Origin of the sequence: Sphingomonas sp. (assembly GCF_017744835.1) — a bacterium.
In the GTDB taxonomy this organism is placed as follows: Bacteria; Pseudomonadota; Alphaproteobacteria; order Sphingomonadales; family Sphingomonadaceae; genus Sphingomonas.
In genome coordinates this window covers 538320-565222 of record NZ_JAGIAM010000003.1, presented here as the reverse complement: position 1 = coordinate 565222, position 26903 = coordinate 538320, and the positions used below count along the sequence as shown (strand labels likewise).

The window sequence follows — 26903 nt, the reverse complement described above, 5'->3', positions numbered from 1 at the left end:
TTTCAGCCGGCCAGCCTGGCGGCGTCGAGCACGGCGCGGGCAAAGTCGGCGGGGGCCTCCTGAGGGAGGTTATGGCCGATGCCGCCGGTGACCAGCCGGTGGGCATAGGGGCCGGTGAACTTGGCGCGATATTGCGCGGCCTCGGGATGGGGTGCGCCATTGGCGTCGCCTTCCATGGTGATCGCGGGGATCGTGACCGGCGGCGCCGCTGCGAGCTTCGCCTCGACGGCGTCATATTGCCGCTCGCCGTCCGCGAGCCCCAATCGCCAGCGGTAGTTGTGGATCACGATGGCGACATGCTGCGGATTGGCGAACGAGGCGGCGGAGCGCGCATAGGTGGCGGCGTCGAACTGCCAGCGGGGCGAGGCGAGCTTCCAGATCAGCTCGTTGAAAGCGTTGAGGTTGGCGGCATAGCCCGCCTGGCCGCGCTCGGTCGCGAAATAGAATTGATACCACCATTGCAGCTCGGCCTTGGGCGGAAGCGGCTTGGCGTTGCCGGCCTGGCTGCCGATCAGATAGCCGCTGACCGATACCAGCGCCTTGCACCGCTCGGGCCAGAGCACGGCCATGATGTCCGCGGTCCGGGCGCCCCAGTCTAACCCGGCGACGATTGCCTGGCGGATCCTCAGCGCGTCCATCAGCGCGAGCCCGTCTGCGGCGAGCGCGGCCTGCTGCGCGTTGCGCGGCGCCTCGGGCGAGCGGATCAGCGTGGTTCCGAAGCCGCGCAGATGCGGGATGATCACGCGGTAGCCCTGCGCGACGAGCAGCGGCGCGACTTCGGCGAAGGCGTGGATGTCGTAGGGCCAGCCGTGGAAGAGCAGGACGGCGGGACCGGCGGCCGGCCCCATGTCGACATAGCCGATGCTGAGCACGCCTGCCTCGATCTGCCGGATCGGGGGGAAGGGGCTGGCTGCCGCCCTGGCGCGCGGTGCGGCGAGCGCACGGCCTGCGGCAGCCCCGCCGATCAGCGTCGCGGCGGTTGCGGCTGCGCCACGGACGAAGCCGCGGCGATCGGGATTGACGGTCTCGGGAAGCGGCACGGCTCTGTCCTTTCGGTGCTTGCGACGCACCGCAGATACGCCCGCCCGGCGAGGACTGCCCGTTAATCGCTGTGATCCGCTGTGAGTTGCGCGGGAACGAGCCATTGGACGCTCCGGCGAGTCGACGCGTTCGCCTTTTCCTTCGAGTTGGCGTCAGCCGGGGTCTGGCTACCTATATGAGTTCAACGTCGTCGGGCGCCCGTTCTAATCATATTTGAGCTCCAGATAACGCCCGAACACCTGGATTTCATCAATGGATCCTCGGCCGAGTTGCTCGCTTGCTTGCCCAAGTTCAGCCTCGATCAGCTGTAGCCCGTTGATCAGGTGGTCGTCGGGGGTACGGCCATCGGCCCCCGGCGCGCGCCGGGCCGATACGGGGATGGTTCGCCAGCCATCGACCAGCCTGGGCATTTCCTCCGCGATCAGCTTGCGGACGGCCGCGGCCGCCGGGCTGCGAGGATCCAGGCGCCCGAGTTGCGGAGCCAGAACGTCGAGCTTTGAGATCATGGAATCCGCAAGCTGCGCGGCGGGGGCCGGCAGGCCACGCCTTTGCGCCGCGAGCCAGACGACCGACTCTTCGGCCAGGCGGGGGAGTGGGGCCCCGGCCAGAGCCTCGCCTCCCCGCACGGGGCGGTCGGCGCGGACGAAGATCAATAGAGTTAACAGCAGCATCACCGCCGACGCCGCGGCAAAGGCGACGGCAAGCGCGCTGACGGTCGCGAGCAGGGCCCAGGCGAACAAGGCTGCGATTGCCGCCACGACCAGCCGAAGCATGAGCCGCCTCTGACGTCTTGCCTTCGCCTCGCGCTCGCGGCGTGCCTGCTCGCGACCCTCGGGCGACAAGCGGCGAAGCATTTCCTCGGCATGGGTGAGTCCGACGTCGGCGAAGCCCGCAGCGACTTTGCGCGCACGGTGGATCATCGGCTCGCCAGGACCAGCATCGTGGTTCATTCCGGCAAGATGGCGTTGCCCGGCACCAGAATCTAGGGCCGGGCGAAGCCTTGGACGAACCCCATGCTTTTTTATCCCCGGGCAACTTCCACGCTCGTCCTGTGGCTCATTCGCTCACGACCCAGCTCCTGGGCGCCTGAATGAGGCGAGTCTCATTTAATCTGGGGCTCACATTCCGTCGGGACGATAATATACATTATGTAAAATTAACTCAGTGTTCGGAAGCGGGCATCGGGTCTGTCCGGCGTCCGACTGAGGGTTCTCCCCTAGAGACGCTGAAGCCGTCCGGCCGTACCCTTCCGTGTACAGATCGCTCTATTGTGATGGGAGTCCCCGCACATGGATCTTCGGTTCGCCGCCGCAGCGCTCTTCGCCTTCGTTCCCTTTGGAGCCGCCCACGCTCAGATCACCAATCCCAGCGGCACGCTGGATGTCAGGCTGGTGGTCACCCAAGCATGCGAGGTCACCTGGCCCGGCGGGAGCGGCGGCGCCGGCTCGGCGGTGCTCGACTTCGGAACGACGGCTACGATCGATGCGCCGATCGATGCGGATATTGGCACGGGCGCTGCCGGCGGGATCGAGGTGCGTTGCAATGCCGGCACGGAATATACCGTCAGCTTCGATGCGGGGCTGCACGCCAGCGGGAACACGGCCAATCGCGCCATGGCCGGCGAGACCAACACGAGTCAGCTGATACCCTATCAGATCTACACCACTGCCGGTCGCACCACGCCTTTGACCACGGTGACGATCACTGCGAACGGCTCCAACCAGCCCATTCCGATCTACGGCCGCGTCCCGGTGCTCACCCCGACGCCGCCGGCGGATACCTATACCGACACGGTGACCATAACGATCTCCTTGTAAGGGAGGATTGCGATGCGCCTTTTCCTGCCGATCGCCGCCAGCCTGCTCGCTCTTTCCGGGCCAGTCGCCGCCAGCCTGCTCGCTCTTTCCGGGCCAGCCTTTGGTCAAAGCTCGCTGCGCGTCCAGCCGCTGATGGTGGCGGTGGCGCCGCCGTCGCAGGCCTCTGCCATCACGCTCCAGAATACGAGCCCCAACCCGATCTCGCTTCAGCTCCGCGCCTTCGAATGGTCGCAGGCCGGGGGCGCCGACAGGCTCAAGCCGGCGACCGATGTGGTCGTCAGCCCCCCCGCCACGGTCATTCCGGGCGGCGCCGCCTACACGATCCGCATCGCGCGCACTTCGGGGCCGGTGACGACCGGCCAGAAAAGCTACCGGCTGTGGATCGACGAGCTGCCGGCCGCCGGGGCCAAGCGCGCCGCCGGCCGCGCGGTGGAGGTCCGCATCCGCTACGATCTGCCCGTGATCTTCGGCATGCCGACGGCGGCCTCGAACCTCTCCTGGCGCGCGCGCCGTTCGGGCGGGGACGTCGTGGTCGAGGCGACCAACAACGGCACGGGCTATGGCCGCGTCGAAGGGCTGCGGCTGGGGGATGTCTCGTTCGGCCGGGGCCTGAACGGCTATGTCCTGCCCGGTTCCACGCGGCGCTGGACCGCGCCGGCTTCCGCCTCCCAGCTCGCTGCGAACGCGAACACCGCGCTGGTGGCCACGGTCGGTACCAGTGAAACGCGCGTGCCGATCACGATTGCTGGCAATTGAACAGCGCCTCCTCTCTGCGGCAGCTCTGATTGCGGGTTGCGCGGTGTGCGCCCCTGCCCAGGCCTCGACGGCGCCGGAGCCGCCGCAGGAGGCCCAGGCGACACAGCTCATTTTGGAAGTCAGGTTGAACGGAATCCGCTCGCCCTTGTGGTGGGAATTCGACCTTCTCCCTGACGGCAGCCTGGCGATCAGCGCCGAGCGCCTCCGCCTGCTCGGCTTCGCGCTACGAGGCATTCCCCCGGATGCGCAGCAGGTGCGGCTGAGCGACCTGCCCGGCGTCACCTATCGATATGTCGAGGCGCAGCAGATGGTCGAGATCGACGCGGGTGACCAGTCGCTCGTCCCGGTGGTGCTGGACGCAAGTGCGGCACCGCGCCCGCTGGACCTCGATCGCGTCACCAGGAACACCGGCGCGGTCCTCAACTACGGCATCTATGCCGACGGCTCCGAAGACGGCGTACGAGCATCGGCCCAATATGATTTCCGGCTCCTCACTGGCCTAGGTGTCGCATCGACGTCAGGCTATCTCGCCTATGACGATTACCTGACGCGGCGGCTGGACCATATCCGGCTCGACACGAACTGGCGCAGCACCGATGTCCGGCGGGCCATCACGCTGACGATCGGCGACACCGTGGGCGAAGGCGGCCAGCTCAACACAGCCTATCGGCTCGGCGGCATCCAGCTGCGTCGCGATTATGACATGCGCCCCGACCTGGTGACGACCGCCCTCCCCACCCTCAATGGATCGGCCGCGGTGCCTTCGGCGATCGACCTCTATATCAACGGCTTGCGCTATTACACCGGCGAGGTCCGCCGTGGCCCGTTCCAGTTCCGTTCTCTGCCCAGCCTGCGCGGCGGCGCGACCGCGACGATCGTGCTGACCGACGCCAACGGCCGAGTCACCCGCTTCGACAAGCCCTTGTTCTTCGTCCCCGGCCTGCTGCCGCAGGGAAAGCTCGACTTCTCGGTCGAGGCAGGGTTTCCGCGGCTGAACTATGGCTCGGAGTCGTTCGACTATTTCGATGGCCCCGCGGCTTCCGCCAGCGTTCGCTACGGTATCACCGATGCGCTGACGCTTCAGGGGCATGCGGAAGGCATGGGCGACCTCGTCAATGGCAGCCTGGGCGGCACCTTGCGCCTGGGCACATTGGGTGCAGTCACCGCCGGGTTCGGCGCCAGTCGCTTTCGCGGCAAGACCGGCACACGCTACCTGCTCGAGGCGCAGACACGGCTGCTCGGCGTCGATCTCTATGGGAGCATCGAACGCTCGGACTCCGACTTTCAGACGATCGTCACTGCCACCGAGCTCAAGGTCCGCGACAAGCGAGTGGACTCGCTCCCCGAACCCCTGCCCGGCGATCCCATGAACCCCTTCCTCGTGGCCTTCTCGCGCAGGACCGAACGCGCCGGAGCGAGCTTCAGCTTGCTCGGGACCGGCTTCAACCTCGCCTATACGCGCGTGCGGATCGCGGACCGGGACATGCGGATCGCCAATGTCGGAGTCCAGCGAACCCTGGGCCGCAACGTCTCGCTATGGGGAAACGCCTATAAACGGTTCGGAGACAGCAGGGATTACGCCGTCGTCGTCGGACTCAGCATGCAGTTGGGCCGGCGATCCTGGGCCTCTTCGAACGTCTCCTATTCGCCTGATTCGACGCGGATTTCGTCGCAGTACACGCATAATACCGGCAGCGGCGAGGGATCGTGGAGCTGGAGCCTGGCCAGCAGCGAAGTGGTTTCAGGCTCGGGCAGCGGCTACGCGGCTGCCGACGTGGTCTATCGGGCGCACCACGCCACTTTGGGCGCGGGGCTGGAATATTCGCGCGGGTCGCTGCGCGTGAACGGATATGCGGAGGGCGCCATCGTCGCGATGGGCGGCGTGTTCCTGACGCCGTCGATCGACCGGAGCTTTGCCGTGGTGCGCGGCGCCGGGCCCAACACGCCGCTGTTCGTCGACACGCGCGCCGTGGCGCACGCCGACTCGCGCGGCCGCGCCCTCCTCCCGTCGCTGCGGTCGCTCGCCACCAATACGATCGCCATCGATCCCAGCAACCTGCCGGTCGATCTCCAGGCGCCCCGGACCGAGATCGAAGTGGTCCCAGACGATCGCGCCGGGGTGATCGTCGATTTCCGCGTCGCACCCGAGGCCGCAGCGGTGGTGATCCTGGTCGACGACGCGGGCACCCCCCTCCCCGTCGGATCGACGGTGGTCCTCGAAGGCGGCGGCGAGCCGGCCGTGGTCGGCTTCGACGGGCGTACCTTCCTGACCGGGTTGAAACCGCAGAACCGCGCCCTGGTACACCGCGCCGAAGGTGCCGATTGCAGTGTCAGCTTCGATTTCAAGCCGGTTGCCGGCCAGCAAGTCGTGATCGGGCCGCTGCCATGCCGATGAGCGCCCTCCTTCGCCTGGTCTCGAAACGCGGCCTTGCGGCGCTGCTGCTCGCGCTGGCCGGGCTGCTGGCGGTGGACGCGCTACTGTTCGCACCGCCGGCGCAGGCGAATGTCTTCTGCAGGTCGACCGACCCGGAGGTGCCACTCAATTTCGGCAACGGCCGCACCGCGACCGGCGAGATCCACTACAGCTGCCAGAATTTCGACCCGACGCCGACAAGCTTCACGCTGTGCGCCGGCTTCGGCGAACCCAGCTACCCGGGCACCGCAACCCAGCCGCGGCTGCAGGGCCCTGGCGGTTCCACGATCGACTACAATGTCTACGTCAATCAGGCCGCGACCCAACTGTGGACGGTCACCAACCCCATAACACTGAGCCTGACGGTCCCGCCGAGCGCGACGGTCACGGGCACCATCACCTTCTACGGCGTGATACCCGCGGGCCAACCCGCGCCGACGGCGGCCTATGAGGCCTATATCTATCAGACGATCCTGGGGTTTCGGGCCAGCGGTGCGACGACCTGCGTTGACAATCTCACCGGCTTCCAGGGCCAGCGCATCACCGTCCACACCACCGCCACGGTCGCCCCCTCGTGTACGCTCGGCACGATCGCGGCGATCGACTTCGGCACGCCCAGCGGCGTCTGGACCCAGGTCGACGCGGCGGGTTCGGTACAAGTCACCTGCCCCACCGGCACGCCCTGGACGCTGCGCTTCGACGGCGGACAGCAGCCCCTCAGCGGCGAGCGGCGAATGCGAAGCGCGCAAGGCAACTATATCCCCTACCGCCTCTATCGCGACAACGGACGCACCCAGCTGATCGCGATCGACGGGACGATCACCGGCACGGGAACGAGCGCGGTGCAGACGAGCCCGGTCTATGGGCGCGTCACGGTGAGCCAGATCCCGCCGGTCGGCAATTATTCCGACGCGGTGATCGTCGTCCTCAGCTTCTAGGCGTCGTCGTCGCGAACCCGCGCCCGTCCCTTGCGCTGCCCGGCGGGCGTGGTCGTTGCGTCGCTGCCGTCGTCGGTGGCGCCACGCTTGGGTTCGAGCACGAGCACGTTGTTCTCGACGCGCCAGCTGTGCAGCCGCGACAGGAAGTTCATGCCCAGCACGTCCATCTCGCCGAAGTTGCTCGAGATCACCACGCCCAGGTCCTCGGTCTTGAGCGGACCGACCGCAAGGTGCTGGATGCGCCCGCGCTGTGCGGCGACGGTGCCGTTGGCGGTCTCGATCATCACCGGCAGGCCGGTGATCGGCTCCACCCCCGCCGCCGCGGCGGTTTCCCCGGAAATCGCCGTGATCGTGGCGCCGCTGTCGATCAGCATGCGCCGCTCGGTGCCGTTGAGCGTCACGCGCGCCCAGAAATGCCCGTCGGGGCTCATCCGGATGCGGACCGTGCGCCCTTCGACCTGCTGGTCGTCGATCCCGAGCCGCTCGGTGACCGACGTGAAGAGCGCGCTCAGCTCATGACGGTGCGTCACTGCCAGGAAGGCGAGCAGCGCGATCACCGCCCAGCTGATCAACGAGCGCAGGAGGAAGCCGAGCGACAACCGTCGCACCGATAGCGCGCTGAGCACCAGCACGAGCACGCCGACGAGCCAGATCAGATCGATGCCCTGCCAGGCGTTCACGCGCGTATCTCCAGCCCGTCATGGCCCGGCTCCACGCCCTGCGGCAGCTCCGCGGCCAGGCGCGCATAGTCCATCGAATTGTCCATATGAACAAGTGCGGAACGCTTAGGCCCGAGCTCGGCGACCCAGCCGAGCACTTCGTCGAGGTGGGGATGCGTGGGGTGCGGCGCGCGGCGCAGCGCGTCGACCACCCAGACATCGAGCCCGGTGTAGAGCGCGCGCATGTCGCTCGTCATCTGGTTGAAGTCTGTCGCATATCCGATTGATTTACCGCCATTCTCGAAACGGAGTCCGGCGGAGGTGATGCCCCCGTGCGGCTGGTCGGTCACGCTGATGCGGATGTCGCCGATCTCGAGCGTGTCCGGCAGCGGTTCGATCGCGACGGTCGGCCGATACCCGCCCCGCCCGAAAAAGACATAGGGGAACTTCGCCTGGAGCTGCTCTAGTGTGAACGGCCGCGCCAGGCCGCGGACCGGCTCGCCTCCGCGCAGGTGCATGAGTTGGCGCAGGTCGTCGATGCCATGGGTATGATCGGCGTGATCGTGCGTCCAGATCACTGCATCGACGTCGCTCACCCCCGCCGCGAGAAGCTGCTCGCGCATGTCCGGACTGGTATCGACCAGGATCGTCGTGGTCTCGGTCGAGACCAGCACCGAAGCGCGCGTGCGGCGATTGCGCGGATCTTTCGGGTCGCAGGTGCCCCAATCATTGCCGATCCTCGGAACGCCCGAGGATGTGCCCGAACCGAGGATGCGGATTTTCACGTCAGGCCAGCGTCTTGGCGAATAGCTTGTGGAAGTTTTGTCGCGTCGCCTCGGCGAGCATCTCGGGATCCTCGCCTCGCAGCCCTGCCAGGAAGCGGCAGGTGTCCGCGACGAATGCCGGCTCGCCGGTCTTGCCTCGGTGCGGCACGGGGGCGAGGAAGGGCGCGTCGGTCTCGATCAGCAGCCGGTCGAGCGGCAGCCGGGACGCGGTCTCCTGCAGGTCGCGGGCGTTCTTGAAGGTCACGATACCCGAAATCGAGATGTAGAAGCCCAGTTCCAGCGCGATCTCCGAGAACTCGCGGCTCGCGGTGAAGCAATGGATGACGCCGGGATAAGCCCCCTTCCCCATTTCGTCACGCAGGATGTCGGCGGTGTCGGCCTCGGCGTCGCGCGTATGGACGATCAGCGGGAGCTGGGTCTCGCGGCACGCGGCGACGTGTGCGCGGAAGCTCGCGCGCTGCCGATCGCGGTCGCTATGGTCGTAATAATAGTCGAGCCCGCTCTCGCCGATGCCGACGACGCGGGGGTGCGCGGCGCGTTCGACGAGCTTGGCGGTGTCGACATCGGGGTGCTGGTCGGCCTCATGCGGGTGGATGCCCACCGACGCCCAGACATCGGGTTCGCGTTCGGCGACGGCAATGACCTGGTCCCATTCGTTCTCGCGCGTCGAGATGTTGAGCATCGCGACCACTCCGGCTTCGCGCGCACGCGCCAGCACTTCGGGCTGCTGCTCGCCGAGGCCCTTGTAGATCAGGTGGCAATGGCTGTCGGCCAGTCTCACGCTTCCTCCGTCTTGAGCTCGAGCCTCGGAAAGATGGGGGTCGGCGTACCCACGCGGAAGCCCTCGTCATCGGCCGAAGGCAGTTGCGCGAGCAGCTTGGAGGCCGAAGTCGGAATGACCGGCAGGATCGCCACGGCGAGCTGCCGGATCGCGCGGATGAGCGTGCGCAATACCGCGCGCATACGGTCCGGATCGGTCTTCCTGAGCGTCCAGGGCGCCTGGGCGTCGATATATTGGTTGCACGCGAAGACGCCCGTCATCCACGCCTCGACGCCCTGGCTGAGCGCGAGATCGTCGAAGGCGGTGCGGAACGCCGCGCAGGCGGTGTCGACCTCCGCGAGCAGCACGGCGTCTGCCTCTTCGGCGCGCCCCTCGGGCACATGGCCCTCGCAATTCTTGGCAATGAAGGCGAGCGTGCGCTGGGCGAGGTTGCCGAAGCTGTTGGCGAGATCGGCGTTGGCGCGCGTCACGATCGCTTCGTCGCTGAACGTCCCGTCCTGTCCGAAGCTGACGTCGCGCAGCAGGAAGTAACGCAGCGCGTCGACGCCGTAGAGCTCGACGAGTGCCATCGGATCGACGACATTGCCCACCGACTTGGACATCTTCTCGCCGCGGTTGAGCAGGAAGCCGTGGCCGAAGACCTGCTTGGGAAGCGCGATCTTCGCCGACATCAGGAACGCCGGCCAATAGACCGCGTGGAAACGGACGATGTCCTTGCCGATCAAGTGGATGTCGGCGGGCCACCAGGTCGCGAAACGCTCGGGATCGTCGGGATAGCCGGCCCCCGTGATGTAGTTGGTCAGCGCGTCGACCCAGACGTACATGACGTGGCCCGGGCTGTCGGGCACCGGCACACCCCAGTCGAAGCTCGTGCGGCTGACCGACAGGTCGGAGAGCCCGCCCTCGACGAAGCGCAGGATCTCGTTGCGGCGGCTCTCGGGGCGGATGAAGTCCGGATTGGCGGCATAGAAATCGAGCAGCGGCTGCTGGTATTTGGAGAGGCGGAAGAACCAGGTTTCCTCGGCGGTCCATTCGACCGGCGTGCCCTGGGGCGAAAGCTTCTGCCCGCCCTCTCCTTCGACCAGCTCCTTCTCTTCATAGAAGGCCTCGTCGCGCACCGAATACCAGCCTTCGTAGCGATCGAGGTACAGGTCGCCGGCCTCGGCCATCGCCTTCCAGATCGCCTGGCTGGCCTTGTAATGCTCGGCCTCCGACGTGCGGATGAAGCGATCGAACGAAATGTCGAGTTTGTCGGCCATCTCGCGGAAATAGCCGGACATCTCGTCGGCCAGCGCGCGCACCTCTATGCCGCGCGCCCGCGCGGTCTGCACCATCTTCAAGCCGTGCTCGTCGGTGCCGGTCTGGAAGAAGACGTCGCGGCCGTGCTGGCGCTGGAAGCGCGCGATCGCGTCGGCGGCGATCATCTCATAGGCATGGCCGATGTGCGGCCGGCCGTTGGGGTAGTGGATCGCGGTGGTGATGTAGAAAGGCTCGGCCATGCCGGCGCTTTACGGGCGCGGCGGAGCCGTAGCAACCTCAGCGCCGCGCCAAGCGCGCGATCAGCCCCGACATTTCGAACACCGTCGCTCCGGCGTCGAGCGAAAGGCCGATCGCTGCGCCGCCCAGCTCGCGCGCGGCGGCATAGGCATCGAGCGCCGTGCGCAGCGCTTCGCCGGACAGCCCCTTGGCACGCTCGGCGATGAAGCTCGGCGCGCGCTCGAGAAATGCTTCGTATCGTGGCTGCGCGGCCTTGGGTCCCAGCAGCTTGGCAAGTCTTCCGCGGATCGCGTTGGAAGGGTCGCCGGTTTCCGCCAGCGCCGCCATCTCGGCCTCGAGCGCCGCGATGTCGAGCCCGCCGAAATGCAGCGCACGGCCCGGGGAGCCCTCCCCCGCCCGGACTAGCGCGTCGATCTCCCCCGCGGTCGCGTCGGGAAGCTCGGCGCGCACGATCTGCGCTACCTGCGCGTCCGCCAGCGGCTCGAAGCGGAGCAGTCGGCAACGCGAGCGGATCGTCGGGAGCAGCCGGCCCGGCGCATGGCTCACCAGCAGGAAGATCGTCCCCGCGGGCGGCTCCTCGAGGCTCTTGAGCAGCGCATTGGCGCCGGCGCGCTCGAGATCGTCGATCGCATCGATCACGATCACCCGTCGACCCGAGAGCGCCGGCTTGGTCGCGAACAGCGCCTGCAGGCCGCGGACCTGGGCGATGGTGATCGACCGTGCCAGCGCCTCGTCGGGCTTGTCCGGATCCTTGGGGAGCCGAACGAGCTCGCGATAATCGGGATGCGCGCCCGCCTCGATCAGATGGGCGGTGCGCGTGCCGCCCGGCACGTCCCAGCCGGGCGAGAGCTTTTCGAGCTCGACCGCCTCGGCCAACATCCTAAGCGCCGCGATGCGCGCGAAGCTGCCCTTACCCACGCCCTCGGGCCCGGCGATCAGCCAGGCGTGGTGCAACGCGCCGCTCGCCATGGCGGCAGCCAGCGCCTCGCGGGCGGGTTCGTTGCCGATCAGGCGCATGGGCCGCAAGGACGATCCTCCCCGCAAGGGGGAGGACCGGCGATCACGCGAACAGCGACCAGAAGCCGAGCCAGATGCGGCGGAAGAAGCCCGCCTCCCCGACGTCGGTCTCGGCCACCAGCGGCAGCGTCTGAGTGGGCATGCCGGGGGTCTCGACGACCAGGTCGGCGATATGGTCGCCCGCCTTGATCGGCGCCTTGACCGGGCCCTGGTAGACGATCTTGCCCTGCATCTGCGGCGACGTGCCCGCGGGCACGGTGGCGTTGAGGTCGCGCGGCGCGATCACGCCCACGGTGCTCGATCCGCCGCCCTGCACTTCGACGTCGCCGATCCGGCGCCCCTTGGACGCGATCGGGCGCGCCTTCCATGCGCGGAAGCCCCAGTCCATGAAGCGCACCGATTCCGCGGCGCGGCCGTTGTAGCTGTCGAGCCCCGCGACCACCATCACCAGGCGGCGGCCGTTCTGCTCGGCCGAGCCCGTGAAGCCATAGCCGGCCTCCTCGGTGTGGCCGGTCTTGAGCCCGTCGGCGCCCTGCACCTTGCCGAGCAGCGGATCGCGGTTGGCCTGGCTGATGTCGGCGCCCGCGCCCAGCGTCTTGCCCCAGGTGAAGCTCGGCAGCGAATAGAACTGCTTGTAGAGCTGCGGATGATCCTGGATCGTCGCCTTGGCGAGATGCGCAAGGTCGCGCGCGGTCACGAAGGTGCGGCCTTCGTCCGGCCAGCCGTTCGAATTGCCGAAGTGGCTGTTGGTGAGGCCCAGCCGCTGCGCCTGCTGGTTCATCAGATTGGCGAAGGCCTCCTCGGTGCCCGCCACGCCCTCGGCCAGCACGACGCAGGCGTCGTTGCCCGAAAGCGTGACGATGCCCTTGAGCAGGTCGGAGACGGTCGGGCGCTCGCCCACCGCAAGGAACATGGTCGAGCCCTGCGAATGCCACTTCTTCCAGGTCTCGGGGCGCACCTCGATCTGCTGGTCGAGCTTCACCTCACCCTTCTTGATCATGTCGAAGACGACATAGACCGTCATCATCTTCGCCATCGATGCCGGCGGGATGCGGCGATCGGCGTCCTTGGCATAGAGCACCGCGCCCGAGGACAGGTCCTCCATATAGGCGATCGGCGCAGGCGTATCGAAGGGCGGCGAGGCAGCAGTCGTCGGATAGGCGACGGCAATGGCCAGGAGCGAGGCGGCGATCAGCTTCTTCATGGGTCTTTGGGGTCCCCGGTTACGCATTGTTCACGGCAAGACGCGCGCGTCTCGATAACCCGCGCGTGCGGCCTTTGCCCGCGCCTGCTCCGCCTCCTGCCGCGTGGCGAAGGGGCCGAGCTGGACGCGATGAAGGCCTCCCCCCTGCTTTACGAAGCCCCCCATGGATTTCGCAAGCGCTTGTGCGTTGCCCGCGTTCGAAAGTGCCGCGATCTGCACCGAATATCGTCCCTTCGCGGCCGGAGCAGCGGCTACCGCCGCGGTTTCGGTCCGTCGGACTGGCGGCTTGGGCGCCTCGGGACGTGGAGCGGGGGCAACAATCGGCTGCGGCGAAGGCGCGACCGCGATCGCAGGCAGCAGCTTGCGTAGCGGATTGAGCAGCACCGGCGGCGTGTCGGGCCGGTCTCCCGCGGGCCTGCCGGCGCGCAAGGCTGTCATGTCGGGCGGCGTGGCGCTGACCTTGCGGACGCGCACGGCGACCGCTTGCTGGACCTCCGCCTGGCCGAGCTGGCGCGCGGCGCCCGCGGAGAGTTCGGCAACATGGTTCGCCGCCGGAGCCTCGCCTGCGGCGACCAGCGCCAGGATCGTGCGCCCCGTGGCGAGCGAAGTCACTTCGACCACGGTGTCGGGCGCGAGCGTGCGGTGCGTCACCGTGACGCCACGCCCCGCGCCGATGCCGGCATAGCCGACCTCGTCGTAACGCGGCGCCTCGCCGTTCTGCTGCGAGGTCGCACGCGGTCCGGTCGCACCTGCGGTCGGATCCGCCTCGGGCCGTGAATAGACGAGCTGCGGCTGCGCCTGGGTGGCGAGGTTCGATTGGCTCCACGCCTCGCCGGGACCGGCGAGGAGAGCAAGGGCAGCGACGGCGCTAGCGTTCCACTTCATCGGCCAGCAGGCCTACCGACAAAGCGTAAAAATTCGAGCAATTATAGTCGAGGATCACGCGGTAATTGCCGGTGAGCAGATAGCCGGTCTTCCCCGGCCCGTCGGGCTCGAGCAGCGTCGCCTGGACATTGTCCGCCGGCCAGGCGCGCCCGATCGGCAGCACGCCGAGCGCGCGCCATTCCGCCATTGTCTTCCACTGGCTGTGACGCTCGTGGACGCGCGGGCAGCGCGGCGAGATCGTCCGCGTCGTCAGCGCCCCGCGATTGAGCCCCGCCGGCACCTGCACCGCAAAGCCCCAGGGCTGCCCCGGCCGCCAGCCGGCGTTGACGAAATAATTGGCGATCGAGGCGAGCGTATCCGCCTCGCTGTTCCAGATGTCGGCCATGCCATCTCCGTCGCCATCGACGGCCAGGCGCAGATAGACGCTCGGCAGGAACTGCGGCCCGCCGAAGGCGCCCGCCCAGCTCCCGACCAGCTTCGCGCGCGGCACGCCGCGGTCGATCATCTTGAGCGTCGCGATGAACTCGCTCTCGAACAGGTCGCGGCGCCGGCCCTCATAGGCCAGGCTCGCCAGTGCGCGCGGCAGGTCGAAATTGCCCATCACGCGGCCGTAGTTGGTCTCGTGCCCCCAGATCGCGACCATGATCGATTCGGGAACGCCGGTCTCGCGCTCGATCCGGGCGAGCCGCGAGCGCTGGCGCTGATAGGCCGCCCTGCCCTGCGAGATCCGCGCCGCGTCGACATGGCGCACGCGATAGGGTTCGAACGGCGAGATCGGCGCATTGGGCCGGCTCTCGGGCTGCTGCTGGTCGAGCTCGACGACGCGCGAATTGAAAGTGAGCGTCGGGATCACCGAATCGATCGTGCGCCGGCTGACTCCCTGGGCTTCCGCCTTGGTCGCCACGGTGCGCAGATAGGATTGGAAGCCGATCTCGTCCTGCGCCGCCGCGGGAGCCCAGGCAGGCGATGCCGCCAGCACCGCGGCAACCAATGCACCGAACTTACCGAACGCGTGACCCCAAACCGACATGCCTATCCTGTGCCACAGCCGCGCGCGGGGCTGAACCCCTTGCGCGAGAAAAACTGCCGCTGGCCCGCCGGGCTACGCGCCGCCTCTTGCGCTTCGGCGCCTGCGCAGGATAGCGGGGTGCGGCGCGGAGAGGTGGCCGAGTGGTTTAAGGCAGCGGTCTTGAAAACCGCCGTGGGTGCAAGCTCACCGTGGGTTCGAATCCCACCCTCTCCGCCAGTTTTCCGGATCACTGGCGCGGAAGCAGCCGCCACATGGCGCCGGCCACGCCGCCCCCGCCCACGCTCAGCGGGGGGCTGTCGCTGTTGCCGTCGATCCTGAGCACCAGCGCCGTGCTGAGCGCCGATCGCGGCTGGCGCGGCTTGCGGTGGTCGTCGAGCGTGTCGCGAACCGCGCGGTCGGCGCCCTGACCGAGCTCGATCGACGGATCGCCGGGAACACGCTCATCGCGCGATCGGCGTAGCAGAATGTCCGCCGCGCGAAGGTCGACGCGGGTGACGAAGGCTCCACTTCCCCTGCGATCGAGCGGTGTCGAGCGCGACGGGAGCACGAACGGCGCCGGCTGCAGCGTGACGACACGCGCCCTGCCCGCGCTCGGTTGTACATCGGGAAGCAGTGTCGCGCGTGCCTCAGGCACCAACGCGACGGCCTTGCGCTCGCCGGCAAGCGCAGGCTGCGCCACCACAGCAGTCAGTAGAACGGCACAGCCGAAGGTCGTTCCAAGCATCACTGGGTCCCTCAGTGAAGTGCGAAGCATGACGCAGTTGCCGCAGCTGTGCAACGGGCGTCATGCGCACTGAACGCACCAAAACAGCATTCGGACGTAAACGGCTGAAAAATCGTGGGGCGGGACACTCGAAACAGAAAACGGGCCGCTCCGTCGCCGGAGGGCCCGTTTGCTTTGGATCGTAGCGAAGCCGGCTCTTTTGAAGAGCGGCCCTGCCCGATTACTTCTTGCCGAGCGAGAGCCCGCCGAAGCGCTTGTTGAAGCGCGCGACCTGGCCGCCCTGGTCGAGCAGACGCTGGCTGCCGCCGGTCCAGGCCGGGTGCGCCAGCGGGTCGATGTCGAGCTGCATCGTGTCGCCTTCCTTGCCCCAAGTGGAGCGAGTTTCGAACACGGTGCCGTCGGTCATCTGCACCTTGATCATGTGGTAATCGGGATGGGTGTCAGTCTTCACGATCAAATTCCTTGGAAAAGGCCGCCGGTTTCCGACCGGTAGCGAAGGCGCGCGCCCTAGCAGGACCTCAGGAAAAGCGCAACCGCGACCATTTGCGCAGCGCCACCAGCGCCCAGACCGCCTCGACCAGTCCGAACGGCCATGCGCCCTGCAGGAATCCATAAGTGGAGCCCAGCCCGCAGGCTGCGGCGAACCCCAGCGTCCACCAGGATGAGCGGCTCTCGAGCGCATAGCAGAGGAGCATGGCGCTGACCGCGAACAGGCCGAACGCGGTCAGCAGTTCCATGGCGTCAGGCGCTGGGCGGATCCGCGATCATCGCAGTGAACTCGCACTCGGTCGCCACGTCGTCGCCTAGATAGGCCTTGCCCGCGAACTTGCAGACGCGCGCGCGCTTCTGGACGAATTCGACCTCGAGACGGAGCAGTACGCCCGGCTCGACCGGCTTCCTGAACTTCACGCCGTCGATCGACATGAAATAGACGAGCTTGCCCGATCCCGCGAGGCCCAGGCTCTCGACCGCGAGCACGCCGGCGGCCTGGGCGAGCGCCTCGACCTGGAGCACGCCGGGCATGATCGGCCTTCCGGGGAAATGCCCCTGGAAGAACTCTTCGTTCATCGACACCGCCTTGATCGCGACGATCCGCTGGTCGACGACGAGTTCTTCGACCCGGTCGACCAGCAGCATCGGATAGCGGTGCGGGAGCGCCGCCATCACCCGCCCGATATCGAGCGGGCCGATGTTGACGCCCCCTGCCTTCTCCTCGCTCAACGCGGCTCGGCCGGCTTGGCCGGCTGGCCTGCGGGCGCCGCCGGAGCCTGCTGGCTCTGCGCCGCGCGCTGCTGGGCGGCAGCCGCCTGGTAGGAGCGGATCTGCGCGATCTGCTGCTGGATCGCGAGCGTCTCGCGCGCCGGCTGCCAGTTGGCGGGCGGCTGGATGCCGACGGTCGGCGTGGTCTTGTCGATCTCGGCCGCGATCGCCTGGCTGATGTCGACCGAGTCCGGCGCGTACATGAACACTTCGGGCGAGAGCACGACGTTGATCTTGCGCGCGTTCACGACGCTGAGCTGCGCAGCCTCATACTTCTGCAGGATCGATTCGATCGCGAACAGCTCGGCGCGCTGCGCCGGATTGCCGAGGCGAGCCATGTCGTTCTGCGCGTTGGTCTGCGCGGTCTGGATCTTCGCGATCGCCGGGTTCTTGGCGTTCTGGGCGGTTTGGAGCTCCGCGTCCGAGACCTGGCCGTCCTTGTTGGTGTCGAGCTGAGTCAGCAGCGGCTTGACTTCGTTCTCGAGCGCCTGGCGGCGCTGCGCGAGCTGCTCGAAGGCCGCCTTGTACGTGGTCGAGATCTGCTGCTGCGCGGCACCGAACGCCTTGGTGCCGGCGATCACGCGGACGGGGGTCGCCGAGGCGATACCGCCCACCTGGGCATTCGCCGGCGCCGCGAACGCGAACGCCACGGGCGCGGCGATCATCGCGGCAAGAACATGCTTCTTGGTAGTCATCAGAACTGGGTCCCTACGTTGAAAGTAACAAGCTTGGTGTCGTCGCCCTTATCGTGGAGCAGCGCCTTTGCGACGTCGATGCGGAGAGGTCCGAACGGCGAGTTCCAGTTCACGCCGAAGCCGACCGAGAGGCGCGGACGCGCCGAGTCCCCGACGAAACGCTCGAAGAACGGCTGCGTCGGGACGTTGTAGATGGTGTTGATCGAAGTGCCGACGCAGTTCGCGGTCGTCGTCCCGAAGCCGACGGAGCATGGCGTCGACGCCTGCGCACCCGTCGTCGGATCGGTGAAGATGAAGAGCTGGTTGCCGTCGGCATCCTTGATGAAGTTGTCCTTGGGCAGCAGCGTCGGCGAGCCGTCGGCGTTGAAGACCGGGTTGCCGCTCGAATCGGTCAGCTGCTGGAACTCGATCGTCTTGCCAGGTCGCGTGATGCCAAACAGACCGCCCGCCTGGACGAAGATCGACGGCCGCAGGCCCATCTCGGCCGCGCCCGCACCCAGCGGAATCTCGAGCTCTGCCTTGGCCAGATAATAGGCCTTGCCGCCCAGTGCGTCGTCCATGATCTGGTCACGGTCGGTGATCAGCATCTGCGTGCCCGCGAGCGGATCGCCGGTATAGGAGAAGCGCTGCACGCGCGGGCCGACGCCGCGGATGTCGAAGCCGCGGAACTGCGGCTCGCCGAGGTAGAAGCGATCGGTGATGCGCACCGGATCGATCCCCGGGCCCTTGTCGCCTTCGAGGCTGTGGATGTAGCCGCCCTCGGCCGAAAGCGAGAAGATGAAGCCCTTGCCGACGTTCCAGTATTTGTCGCCGTCGAAGCGGGCGCGCAGGTAGCGGACGTCACCGCCCAGGCCCGCGAAGTCCACGCCGGCGCTCATCCGCTGTCCGCGCGTCGGGCGCAGGCGGCTGTTGAGGCTGTCGTAGATCAGCGAGACGCCGAGCAGCGAGGTCAGGCGCTTGCCAACCGCCTCGCAATAGTAGCGGCCCGCCTTGAGCGGATCGCACTCCAGCGTGCCGTCGCCGTCGATGTCCGAATAGAAGCTCGATTTGTCGAGGCTGACGTCGTCCTGCATCAGCGTGTAGCGGCCCGACACCGTCCAATATTCGGTCAGCGGCATCCCGGCGACGAGCTGGAAGCCGGTCGAGACCTGGCTGTAGGTCGTGTTGCGGTCGCTGCCGATATAGTTGAACGCGTTGTAGTCGCGGCGGAAGATCGTGCCACCCAGCGCGATGTTCGTGTCGAACAGATAGGGTTCGGTGAACCCCAGCTCGACCGACTTCGAATAGCTCGAATAGTCGACCGACGCCGAAAGCGTCTGGCCCATGCCGCGGAAGTTGCGCTGGCGGATCGCGGCCTGCAGGATGAAGCGCTCGAGGCTCGAGAAGCCGGCCGACAGCGTCAGCTCACCGTTGGGCTTTTCCTCGACGTTCGCGGCGAGCACGATCCGGTCCGGCGACGAGCCTTCCTTGCGCTCGATCTCGAACTTGTCCTGGAAATAGCCGAGCGAGTTGATGCGGTCCTGCGAACGCTTGACCAGGAAGGTGTTGAAGGCGTCGCCTTCCGCCACGCGGAACTCGCGGCGGATCACCTTGTCCTGCGTCACGCGGTTGCCGGTGATGTCGATCCGCTCGATATAGGTGCGGTTCGTCTCGCCGATGTTGAAGTTGATCCCCATGGTGAGCGCGTCGCGGTCACGCTGGAAATCGGGCTGGACGTTGGCGAAGGCATAACCGAACGCGCCCGCGGTCTCGCTGAGCTGCTCGACCGTGTCCTCGACGGCCTTGGCGTTGTACCACTGGCCTTCCTTGATCGGCAGCGCGGCAGCAAGCTTCTTCTCGTCGAAGTCGCGGATGCCGCTGTCGACGGTGACCGGGCCGAATTTGTAGCGCGGGCCTTCCTCCACCACATAAGTGATGATGAAGTCCTTCTTGTCCGGCGTCAGTTCGGCGACTGCCGAGATCACGCGGAAATCGGCATAGCCGTTGGTCAGGTAGAACTGGCGCAGCTTCTGCTGGTCATAGGCCAGACGGTCCTGGTCGTAGCTCGTGTTCGAGCTCATCAGGTGCCAGAGGTTGGCGGTCTTGGTCGCCATCTCGCCGCGCAGCTTGTCGTCCGAGAACACTTCGTTGCCGATGATGTTGATCTGACGGACCTTGGACTTGGGACCCTCGTTGATCTCGAAGATCACGTCGACGCGGTTCTGGTCGAGGCTGACCATCTTGGGCTCGACCGTCGCGGCGAAGCGGCCCTGGCGGCGATAGAGCTCGATGATGCGCGCGATATCGGCGCGTACAGCGGTCCGGGTAAAGATCTGGCGCGGCGCCAGCTTCACTTCCTTCTGGATCTTGTCCTGCTTGAGCCGCTTGTTGCCCTCGAAGATCACGCGGTTGATCACCGGGTTCTCGCGGATGCGGATCACCAGGTCGCCGGTCTCGACGCCCTCGATCGACACGTCGGCGAGCAGGTCGGAGGCAAGCAGGTCCTTGATCGCCTGGTCGATCGACTCGTTGGTGTAGGTCTCGCCGGTGCGCAGCCGGGTGTAGGAGAGCACCGTCTCCGGTTCGATGCGCTGCGAGCCCTCGACTCGCAGCGAGCGGATCGTGCGGACCTCCTGCGGCGGCGCCACGGGAGCGACCTGCACCGGCGCGGTCGGCGCGGGCTGGGCCGGAGTGGTCTGCGCGTGCGCGATCCCCGAGAGCATTGTGCCCGCGAGAAGGGTGGCCATTGCGCGTGCGCCGAGTGTGTTTGCCTTGATATTCACATCCCACCCCAAAGTCGGATTACGAGTTTTGCCGCTGCCCAAGCGACGCCGGACGTACGCCCCTGCCTTAACCGCATCAGCCGATCAAGCCGGCCAAATTCCTCCACACGCCGAATGCGCCGAGATCGTTCAACGTCACCAGCAGCATCAGCGCAAGAATAGCGATCAGACCACCCCGGAAGGCCCATTCCATCACCTGTGGCTCCACCGGGCGGCGACGCACGGCTTCTACTGCGTAGAACAGTAGATGCCCGCCATCCAGCACCGGGACTGGCAATAGGTTGATGAATCCGAGATTAATGGAGATGAGCGCGATCAAAAACACGAACTCGGTCGGTCCCATCGCGAGACGTTCGCCCGAGACCTGCGCGATCTTGAGCGGACCGCCGAGCTCCGCGACCGAGCGGCGCCCGGTAATGATCTGGCCCAGCCCGTCGGTCATCATGCGTATGATGCTGACCGTCTGGCCGATGCCGACGAGCGGCGCCTCGAGGATGCCGACCGATTTGAGCACGGGCGTGCTGTTGCCGATGCCGAGCACGCCGATCCGATATTTGTTGCCGAAGCGGTCCTGCTCCTCGCGGACGCCGATGACGGCGTCGGCGGTCATCGTCCGGCCGCTACGCTCGAACTCGATGTCCACCGCCTCGCCCGGGCGAAGCTGGGCAAACTGAGCGATGTCGCCGAAGGTCTCTACCGGACGCCCGCCGAGCGCGGTGAGCCGGTCGCCCGGCTGCAGCCCCGCCGCCGCGGCGGCGCTGCCCGGCTGGACCACACCGACCACCGACGGCGTCACGTTCTGCCCATAGAGGGTCGCAAACGCCGAGAGGATGACGATCGCCACGATGAAGTTCGCCAGCGGCCCCGCGAGCACGATGATCGCGCGCTGCCACAGCGGCTTGGACTGGAAGGTCTGCGCGCGCTCCCTGGCCGGCAGCGCGAGCCATTCGGGCGTGGGCTGGCTCGCCGGGTTCATGTCGCCCGCGAAGCGCACATAGCCGCCGAGCGGCAGCCAGCCGAACTTCCAGCGCGTGCCGCGCCTGTCGGTGAAGCCCGCCACTTCGCGGCCGAATCCGATCGAGAAAGCCTCGGCCTTCACGCCGAACCAGCGGCCGGCGAGATAATGTCCCATCTCGTGGAGAAAGACGAGCGGCCCGATCACCAGCACGAATGCGAGTACGGTGAGCAGGATGCCGGGCGATTGGATCAAACGACGCAGTCCTTCACACGCTCCGCCGCAAACGCCCGCGCCTCGGCATCGATAGCCAGCACGGCGTCGAGCGAGTCCGGAGCCGCCGGATCATAGCGCGCCAGCGTATCGGCAACGATTGCGGCAATTTCAAGAAAGTTGACGCGTCCGCCCAGGAAAGCGGCGACCGCGACTTCATTGGCGGCATTGAGGATCGCCGGCCTCGCCCCGCCCGCGGCAAGCGCATCGCGCGCGAGGCCGAGCGCCGGGAAGCGCCACGCCGCCGGCGCCTCGAAGTCGAGACGGCCGATCCGCACCAGGTCGAGCCGCTCGCACGGCGTCTCCAGCCGATCGGGCCAGGCCAGCGCATAGGCGATCGGGATGCGCATATCGGGGGCGCCGAGCTGCGCCAGTACCGAGCCGTCGACATATTCGACCATCGAGTGGATCACCGACTGGCGGTGGATCACCACGTCGAACTGGTCGGGACGCAGCGGGAACAGGTGGAACGCCTCGATCAGCTCGAGGCCCTTGTTCATCATCGTCGCCGAATCGACCGAGATCTTTGCGCCCATCGACCAGTTGGGGTGCGCCACGGCCTGCGCGGGAGTGATGTTCCCCATCTGCTCATGGCTATAGTCGCGAAACGGCCCGCCGCTCGCCGTGAGGATGATCCGGCTGACGCGCTGCGGCGCCGTGCTGTCGAGGCACTGGAAGACCGCATTATGCTCCGAATCGACCGGGAGCAGCGTCGTCCCATGCGCCTTGGCCGCCGCGGTCATCACGTCTCCGGCGGAAACCAGCGCCTCCTTGTTGGCGAGCGCCACCGTGCCGCCGGCCTCCAGCGCGGCCATGACGGGCTTGAGCCCTGCCGTGCCGACGATCGCCGCCATCGTCCAGTCGGCGCCCATCCGCGCGGCGTCGCATACCGCATCCGCCCCGCCCCGCGCCTCGATTCCGGTCCCGGCAAGCGCCTCGCGCAGCCGCTCGAGCCGGCTCGCGTCCGCCACCACGACGAGCCTGGCATTGGTGCGGATCGCCGCCGCCGCGAGCTTGTCCGCGTCGCAATTGGCCGTGAGCGCGAGGACTTCGAAGGCTTCGGGATTGCGCTCGATCAGGTCGAGCGTCGAGCTGCCGACCGATCCGGTCGCGCCCAATATGGTGATGCGTTTCATCGCGCCAGCACCAGCGCGAGCAGCGCCGCCACCGGTGCCACCGCGACCAGCCCGTCGAGCCGGTCGAGCACGCCGCCATGGCCGGGAAGCAGGTTGCCCGAATCCTTGACTCCCGCGACGCGCTTGAGATGGCTCTCGAACAAATCCCCCGCCTGCGAGATCGCCGCCAGCACCGGCGTCGCCAGCGCGAGCGGCAGTGCCAGCCCGAAGGGCACCAGCAGCGCGGCGAACAGGCCCGCCGCCGCCACGCCGCCCAGGAAGCCCGCCCAGGTCTTGTTCGGGCTGATTGCCGGCGCGAGCTTGGGCCCGCCGATCGCGCGCCCGGCGAAATAGGCGCCCGTGTCGCACGCCCAGACCAGCGCCATCGCCCAGAAGGTGGTGAGCAGCCCGAATTGCTCGCGCAGCAGCACCAGCGCCAGCACCGGCAGCCCGATGTAGAGCGCGCCGCCGGCAAGCTGCGGTCGCCGCGTCACGGCGCCGATGAAGAAGGCCGCGCCGATCGTCAGCCCCAGCGCCAGGAACCCCGGCCCCGCCGCCAGTCCCGGCGCCAGGATCGCGAGCGGCACGCACAGCGCATATTGGGCGAGGCGTTTCTGTCCCTCGGGCGCGTGGGCGAGGTTCGCCCATTCGCCCATCATGAGCACCCCGGCCACCACGACCAGCAGCCAGAAGCCCAGCCCGCCGACCCAAAGCGCCGCCAGCGCCAGCGCGATCAGCGCCACGCCCACCACCACGCGGGTGGCAAGTTCCGATCCGCGCTTGGTCACAGGCCTCCGAAACGCCGTTCGCGCCGCCCGAACTGGCCGACGGCTGCGGCGAGCGCCTTTTCGTCGAAGTCGGGCCACAGCATGTCGACGAACATCAGCTCGGCATAGGCCGCCTGCCACAGCAGGAAATTGGAGAGCCGCTGCTCGCCCGAAGTGCGGATCAGCAGGTCGAGCGGCGGCAGGTCGGTGGTCTCGAGCGCGCTCTCGAAGCGCGCCGCGTCGATCGCCTCGGGCGCCAGCTTGCCGTCCTGCACGTCGCGCGCCAGCCGCTGCGCCGCCGCCACGATCTCGGCCTGCGAGCCATAGTTGAGCGCGATCACCAGCGTCGGGCCGGGATTGTCCGCGGTGCGCGCCATCGCGGCGTCGATCATGCCGGCGAGGTCGGGCGCCAGGCTGCGCCACTCGCCGATCACGCGCAGCTTCACGCCCTCGGAGACCAGCTCGTCGAGCTCGCTCGCCAGGAAATGGCGCAGCAGACCCATCAGGTCGCGCACTTCCTCCTGCGGCCGCCGCCAGTTCTCGGACGAGAAGGCGTAGAGCGTGAGCACCTCGATGCCCAGCTTGCGCGCCGCGCGGCTCACGCGGCGCACCGCTTCCACGCCCTGGCGATGCCCGGCGATGCGCGGCAGGAAGCGCTTCTTCGCCCAGCGCCCGTTGCCGTCCATGATGATGGCGACGTGGCGGGGCAGCGGCGGCTCCGAGCCGGAGACGGGAGCGGGATTAGCGGCCATGATTCTGGCCCCGGAGTGCCGGGCCGGTCATGCCCCCGGCATGACCTGAACAGCGATGCTGTTCGCCCGTCACTTGCCCAGGATTTCCTTTTCCTTGTTCGCCGCCGCCGCGTCGATGTCGGCGATCGTGCTGTCGGTCAGCTTCTGGACCTCGGTCTCGTGGCGCTTGCGCTCGTCCTCGCCGAACACGCCCTTCTTCTCGTCGGTCTTCAGGCTGTCCATGCCGTCGCGCCGCACGTTGCGCGCCGCGATGCGGGCCTTTTCGGCGTACTGGCCGGCGAGCTTGGCGAGCTCCTTGCGGCGCTCCTCGGTCAGGTCGGGGATCGGCAGGCGCAGCGTCTGGCCGTCGACGATCGGGTTGAGCCCCAGCCCCGCCGAGCGGATCGCCTTGTCGACCGGGCCGACGTTGGACTTGTCCCACACCTGCACCGACAGCAGCCGCGGCTCGGGCGCCGACACGGTCGCCACCTGGTTGAGCGGCATCTGCGCGCCGTATACCTCGACGTTGACCGGGTCGAGCAGCGTCACCGACGCACGGCCCGTGCGCAGGCCTGCGAGATCGTGCTTCAGCGCCTCGACTGCGCCGGCCATGCGGCGCTCGAGATCTGCCTTGTCGTAAGCGGCCATTTACGGCTCTCCTCTTATGCGGATACGGTTTCGTTCTGGACGATCGTGGAGGTCCCCTCGCCGCGCAGCACGGCGGCGAGATTGCCTTCCTCGCGGATGTTGAACACCACGATCGGGATATGGTTGTCGCGGCACAGCGCCACGGCAGAGGCGTCCATGACCTTCAGATTGTCTGCGAGGACACGGTCGTAGCTCAGTGAATCGTAACGCTTCGCGCTCGCCACCTTCTTGGGATCGGCGTCATAGACGCCGTCGACCGAGGTGCCCTTGAACAGCGCGTCGCAGTTCATCTCGGCGGCGCGCAGCGCGGCGGTGGTGTCGGTGGTGAAAAACGGCAGGCCGGTGCCCGCGGCGAAGATCACCACGCGGCCCTTCTCCATGTGGCGCTCGGCGCGACGGCGGATGAAGGGTTCGCACACCGACTGCATCGGGATCGCCGACTGGACGCGCGTGTCGACGCCGACCTTCTCGAGCGCGTTCTGCATCGCCAGCGCGTTCATCACCGTCGCCAGCATGCCCATGTAATCGGCCGAGGCGCGGTCGAAGCCCTGGGCGGCCCCCGCCAGCCCGCGGAAGATATTGCCCCCGCCCACGACCATGCACACCTGCAGCCCGGTATCGATCGCTTCCTTCACCTCGTCGGCGACGCGCGCGCAGGTGGCGGGATCGATGCCGAACTGCCCCTGGCCCATCAGGACTTCGCCCGAGAGCTTGAGCAGGATGCGTTTGAAGCGTGGAACTGTCATGGAAGCCTTGAATCGGGGGGAGTGGAGCGGCGCGGACCTTAGAGGGGTGGCGCCATGGTAACAAGCGCGCAGCACGGGATTATCGACGGCGCATTTGGCATTGCCTTGCTCTCCGGCATGGGGGAGGCTCCTGCCCTGAACCCCGCGGCCGTGAGCCACATGAGCAATTCCTGAGGTTTCGCTGAAGAATGGCGCCCGGCTGCTTCCGTTTCGACCGCTTCCTGCTCGACACCGCCGACCGCCAGCTCCGGCGCGACGACGTTCCGGTCGAGCTCAACGCGCGCTATCTCGACGCGCTTGCGCTGCTGGTGCGCGAACATGGCCGGCTGGTCTCCAAGGACCGCTTCATGGACGAGGTCTGGCGCGGCGTGCCCGTCACCGACGAGGCGCTCACCCAGTGCATCCGCACCCTCCGCCGCCAGCTCGGCGACGACGCCACCCGCGCGCGCTTCATCGAGACGGTCCCCAAGCACGGCTATCGCTTCATCGCTCCGGTGAATGTCGATGCCGATGCGCTTGTGCCCGGCGCCCCCGCCCCGCCCCCGATCGCCTGGCGCCAGGCACTGCTGCTCGCCGGAGCGGGCACTGCGGGCGCCGGCCTCGCCGGACTGCTCGGCGGACTCTTCTATGGCTTCACCGGCGCGTCGCAGCCGCTCCAGCCCGGCATCGGCGCCGCCTCGGTGTTGCTCGTGCTGCTCAGCGCCACGCTGCTGGTCGCGCTCGTCGGCGGTGCCGGCGTGAGCTTCGGGATCGCCGCCGCGGCGCTGGCCGCGCCCGATCCGCGCTGGCGCATCCTCGGCGGCGCCATCGGCGGGCTGGTGACCGGCGCCGTCGTCAAGCTGCTCGGCCTCGACGCCTTCAACCTGCTGCTCGGCCAGGACCCGGGCAACATCACCGGCGCGCCCGAAGGGCTGTTGCTCGGCAGCGCAACGGGCCTGGGCGCCTGGCTCGCTGCCCGCAAAGCTGCTCCGCCCACGCTCCGGCGCAGCGGCGGAATCGCAGCGCTGGCGGGCGGCGCATCGGGCATCCTCATCGCACTGCTCGGCGGCCGGATGATGGGCGGCAGCCTCGACCTGCTCGCGCACCACTTCCCCGGCTCGCGCCTGCGCCTCGATCCGATCGGCCGCCTGTTGGGCGAAACCGGCTTCGGACCGGTCAGCCGCGCCGTGACCGGCGCCCTCGAAGGCGCGTTGTTCGCCGGCTGCGTCGTCGGCGCGATGATCCTCGCCGCAAGAACCATCCGCGCGAAGGATTAGGCACCGAAGCGCCCCTCACTGAAAGGGAGGGGCAAAGGGTGGGTGTAGCGCGGGGCGAGGCTCGATGCCTCGTCCGGCGCCTTTCTGGCGAACGGCAATTGGGTCTTTGAAGCGCGCAGGCGCCCGCCCGCTGCAAGCAGGGATGGGA

The 26903-nt window shown here is 67.7% G+C and carries 27 protein-coding genes and 1 tRNA gene; 6 read left to right on the top strand and 22 right to left on the bottom strand.

The window, feature by feature from the left end:
• Positions 1-2: 2 nt before the first annotated feature.
• Together J7500_RS10500 and J7500_RS10495 are read right to left on the bottom strand one after the other, a co-directional pair.
• Complete coding sequence (locus J7500_RS10500) at positions 3-1040, bottom strand: alpha/beta hydrolase (protein ID WP_294061654.1); 1038 nt, start codon at positions 1038-1040, stop codon at positions 3-5.
• A gap of 204 nt (positions 1041-1244) precedes the next feature.
• Positions 1245-1961, bottom strand: a complete 717-nt coding sequence (locus tag J7500_RS10495) for a hypothetical protein (RefSeq protein WP_294061653.1) — start codon at positions 1959-1961, stop codon at positions 1245-1247.
• A gap of 369 nt (positions 1962-2330) precedes the next feature.
• Between J7500_RS10495 and J7500_RS10490 the strand changes: the two genes are divergently transcribed.
• The 4 genes from J7500_RS10490 to J7500_RS10475 all read left to right on the top strand — a co-directional run bounded on the left by J7500_RS10490 (position 2331) and on the right by J7500_RS10475 (position 6965).
• Entirely contained in the window at positions 2331-2858 is a 528-nt protein-coding gene (locus J7500_RS10490; protein ID WP_294061652.1) for a spore coat U domain-containing protein, read from the top strand.
• Between the two features lie 12 nt (positions 2859-2870).
• Positions 2871-3614, top strand: a complete 744-nt coding sequence (locus J7500_RS10485; protein WP_294061651.1) for a molecular chaperone — start codon at positions 2871-2873, stop codon at positions 3612-3614.
• 124 nt (positions 3615-3738) lie between these two features.
• The gene (locus tag J7500_RS10480; RefSeq protein WP_294061650.1) at positions 3739-6009 is read left to right on the top strand and encodes a fimbria/pilus outer membrane usher protein; all 2271 of its coding nucleotides are present in this window, start codon (positions 3739-3741) and stop codon (positions 6007-6009) included.
• Positions 6000-6965, top strand: a complete 966-nt coding sequence (locus J7500_RS10475; protein WP_294061649.1) for a spore coat U domain-containing protein — start codon at positions 6000-6002, stop codon at positions 6963-6965. The genes J7500_RS10480 and J7500_RS10475 overlap by 10 nt, the downstream gene beginning before the upstream one ends.
• On the opposite strand, the gene J7500_RS10470 is transcribed toward J7500_RS10475, so the two are convergent.
• From J7500_RS10470 to J7500_RS10435, 8 genes are read right to left on the bottom strand one after another with little or no spacing between them, the layout of a single operon-like run.
• Positions 6962-7645 (bottom strand): TIGR02281 family clan AA aspartic protease, encoded by a 684-nt coding sequence (locus tag J7500_RS10470; RefSeq protein WP_294061648.1) that lies wholly within the window; start codon positions 7643-7645, stop codon positions 6962-6964. The two genes, J7500_RS10475 and J7500_RS10470, sit on opposite strands and share 4 nt — an antisense overlap.
• A complete protein-coding gene (locus J7500_RS10465; RefSeq protein ID WP_294061647.1) occupies positions 7642-8409 on the bottom strand; it encodes an MBL fold metallo-hydrolase in 768 nt (255 codons plus the stop codon). Before J7500_RS10465 ends, J7500_RS10470 begins: the two co-directional genes overlap by 4 nt.
• 1 nt (position 8410) lies before the next feature.
• Positions 8411-9190, bottom strand: a complete 780-nt coding sequence (locus J7500_RS10460) for a TatD family hydrolase (protein ID WP_294061646.1) — start codon at positions 9188-9190, stop codon at positions 8411-8413.
• Positions 9187-10689, bottom strand: coding sequence for a methionine--tRNA ligase (metG, locus tag J7500_RS10455; RefSeq protein WP_294061645.1), 1503 nt, complete (start codon positions 10687-10689; stop codon positions 9187-9189). The genes J7500_RS10460 and metG overlap by 4 nt, the downstream gene beginning before the upstream one ends.
• A 37-nt stretch (positions 10690-10726) precedes the next feature.
• Positions 10727-11704 carry an AAA family ATPase gene (locus J7500_RS10450; RefSeq protein ID WP_294062159.1) on the bottom strand — a complete coding sequence of 326 codons (978 nt, stop codon included), beginning with the start codon at positions 11702-11704 and terminating at the stop codon, positions 10727-10729.
• A 43-nt stretch (positions 11705-11747) separates the two neighbouring features.
• Positions 11748-12908: a D-alanyl-D-alanine carboxypeptidase family protein gene (locus J7500_RS10445; protein WP_294061644.1), complete on the bottom strand. Its 1161-nt coding sequence runs from the start codon at positions 12906-12908 to the stop codon at positions 11748-11750.
• Positions 12909-12938: 30 nt separating this feature from the next.
• A complete protein-coding gene (locus tag J7500_RS10440) occupies positions 12939-13793 on the bottom strand; it encodes an SPOR domain-containing protein (protein ID WP_294061643.1) in 855 nt (284 codons plus the stop codon).
• Positions 13777-14823 carry a lytic transglycosylase domain-containing protein gene (locus J7500_RS10435; protein ID WP_294061642.1) on the bottom strand — a complete coding sequence of 349 codons (1047 nt, stop codon included), beginning with the start codon at positions 14821-14823 and terminating at the stop codon, positions 13777-13779. The genes J7500_RS10440 and J7500_RS10435 overlap by 17 nt, the downstream gene beginning before the upstream one ends.
• Positions 14824-14949: 126 nt before the next feature.
• Here J7500_RS10435 and J7500_RS10430 point away from each other — a divergent pair.
• Positions 14950-15039: transfer RNA gene (locus tag J7500_RS10430), tRNA-Ser, on the top strand.
• Positions 15040-15049: 10 nt separating this feature from the next.
• Here J7500_RS10430 and J7500_RS10425 read toward each other — a convergent pair.
• From J7500_RS10425 to pyrH, 12 genes are all read right to left on the bottom strand, one after another.
• Positions 15050-15547, bottom strand: coding sequence for a hypothetical protein (locus J7500_RS10425; protein ID WP_294061641.1), 498 nt, complete (start codon positions 15545-15547; stop codon positions 15050-15052).
• A 220-nt stretch (positions 15548-15767) separates the two neighbouring features.
• Entirely contained in the window at positions 15768-15998 is a 231-nt protein-coding gene (rpmE, locus tag J7500_RS10420; RefSeq protein WP_294061640.1) for a 50S ribosomal protein L31, read from the bottom strand.
• A gap of 67 nt (positions 15999-16065) precedes the next feature.
• Positions 16066-16284: a hypothetical protein gene (locus tag J7500_RS10415; protein ID WP_294061639.1), complete on the bottom strand. Its 219-nt coding sequence runs from the start codon at positions 16282-16284 to the stop codon at positions 16066-16068.
• 4 nt (positions 16285-16288) lie between these two features.
• Positions 16289-16768: a 3-hydroxyacyl-ACP dehydratase FabZ gene (gene fabZ / locus J7500_RS10410; RefSeq protein WP_294061638.1), complete on the bottom strand. Its 480-nt coding sequence runs from the start codon at positions 16766-16768 to the stop codon at positions 16289-16291.
• Positions 16765-17502: an OmpH family outer membrane protein gene (locus J7500_RS10405; protein ID WP_294061637.1), complete on the bottom strand. Its 738-nt coding sequence runs from the start codon at positions 17500-17502 to the stop codon at positions 16765-16767. Before J7500_RS10405 ends, fabZ begins: the two co-directional genes overlap by 4 nt.
• Positions 17502-20228, bottom strand: coding sequence for an outer membrane protein assembly factor BamA (gene bamA, locus J7500_RS10400; RefSeq protein ID WP_294061636.1), 2727 nt, complete (start codon positions 20226-20228; stop codon positions 17502-17504). The genes J7500_RS10405 and bamA overlap by 1 nt, the downstream gene beginning before the upstream one ends.
• Before the next feature lie 112 nt (positions 20229-20340).
• A complete protein-coding gene (gene rseP, locus J7500_RS10395; RefSeq protein ID WP_294061635.1) occupies positions 20341-21474 on the bottom strand; it encodes an RIP metalloprotease RseP in 1134 nt (377 codons plus the stop codon).
• A complete protein-coding gene (locus J7500_RS10390; RefSeq protein WP_294061634.1) occupies positions 21471-22628 on the bottom strand; it encodes a 1-deoxy-D-xylulose-5-phosphate reductoisomerase in 1158 nt (385 codons plus the stop codon). The genes rseP and J7500_RS10390 overlap by 4 nt, the downstream gene beginning before the upstream one ends.
• Complete coding sequence (locus J7500_RS10385; RefSeq protein ID WP_294061633.1) at positions 22625-23395, bottom strand: phosphatidate cytidylyltransferase; 771 nt, start codon at positions 23393-23395, stop codon at positions 22625-22627. Before J7500_RS10385 ends, J7500_RS10390 begins: the two co-directional genes overlap by 4 nt.
• On the bottom strand, positions 23392-24126 hold the full coding sequence (locus tag J7500_RS10380) for an isoprenyl transferase (RefSeq protein WP_294061632.1): 735 nt from the start codon (positions 24124-24126) through the stop codon (positions 23392-23394). Before J7500_RS10380 ends, J7500_RS10385 begins: the two co-directional genes overlap by 4 nt.
• Positions 24127-24195: 69 nt before the next feature.
• Positions 24196-24753, bottom strand: coding sequence for a ribosome recycling factor (gene frr, locus J7500_RS10375; protein WP_294061631.1), 558 nt, complete (start codon positions 24751-24753; stop codon positions 24196-24198).
• 14 nt (positions 24754-24767) lie between these two features.
• A complete protein-coding gene (gene pyrH / locus J7500_RS10370) occupies positions 24768-25499 on the bottom strand; it encodes a UMP kinase (protein ID WP_294061630.1) in 732 nt (243 codons plus the stop codon).
• 188 nt (positions 25500-25687) lie between these two features.
• Between pyrH and J7500_RS10365 the strand changes: the two genes are divergently transcribed.
• A complete protein-coding gene (locus tag J7500_RS10365) occupies positions 25688-26755 on the top strand; it encodes a transcriptional regulator (RefSeq protein WP_294061629.1) in 1068 nt (355 codons plus the stop codon).
• The last annotated feature ends 148 nt before the right edge of the window (positions 26756-26903 follow it).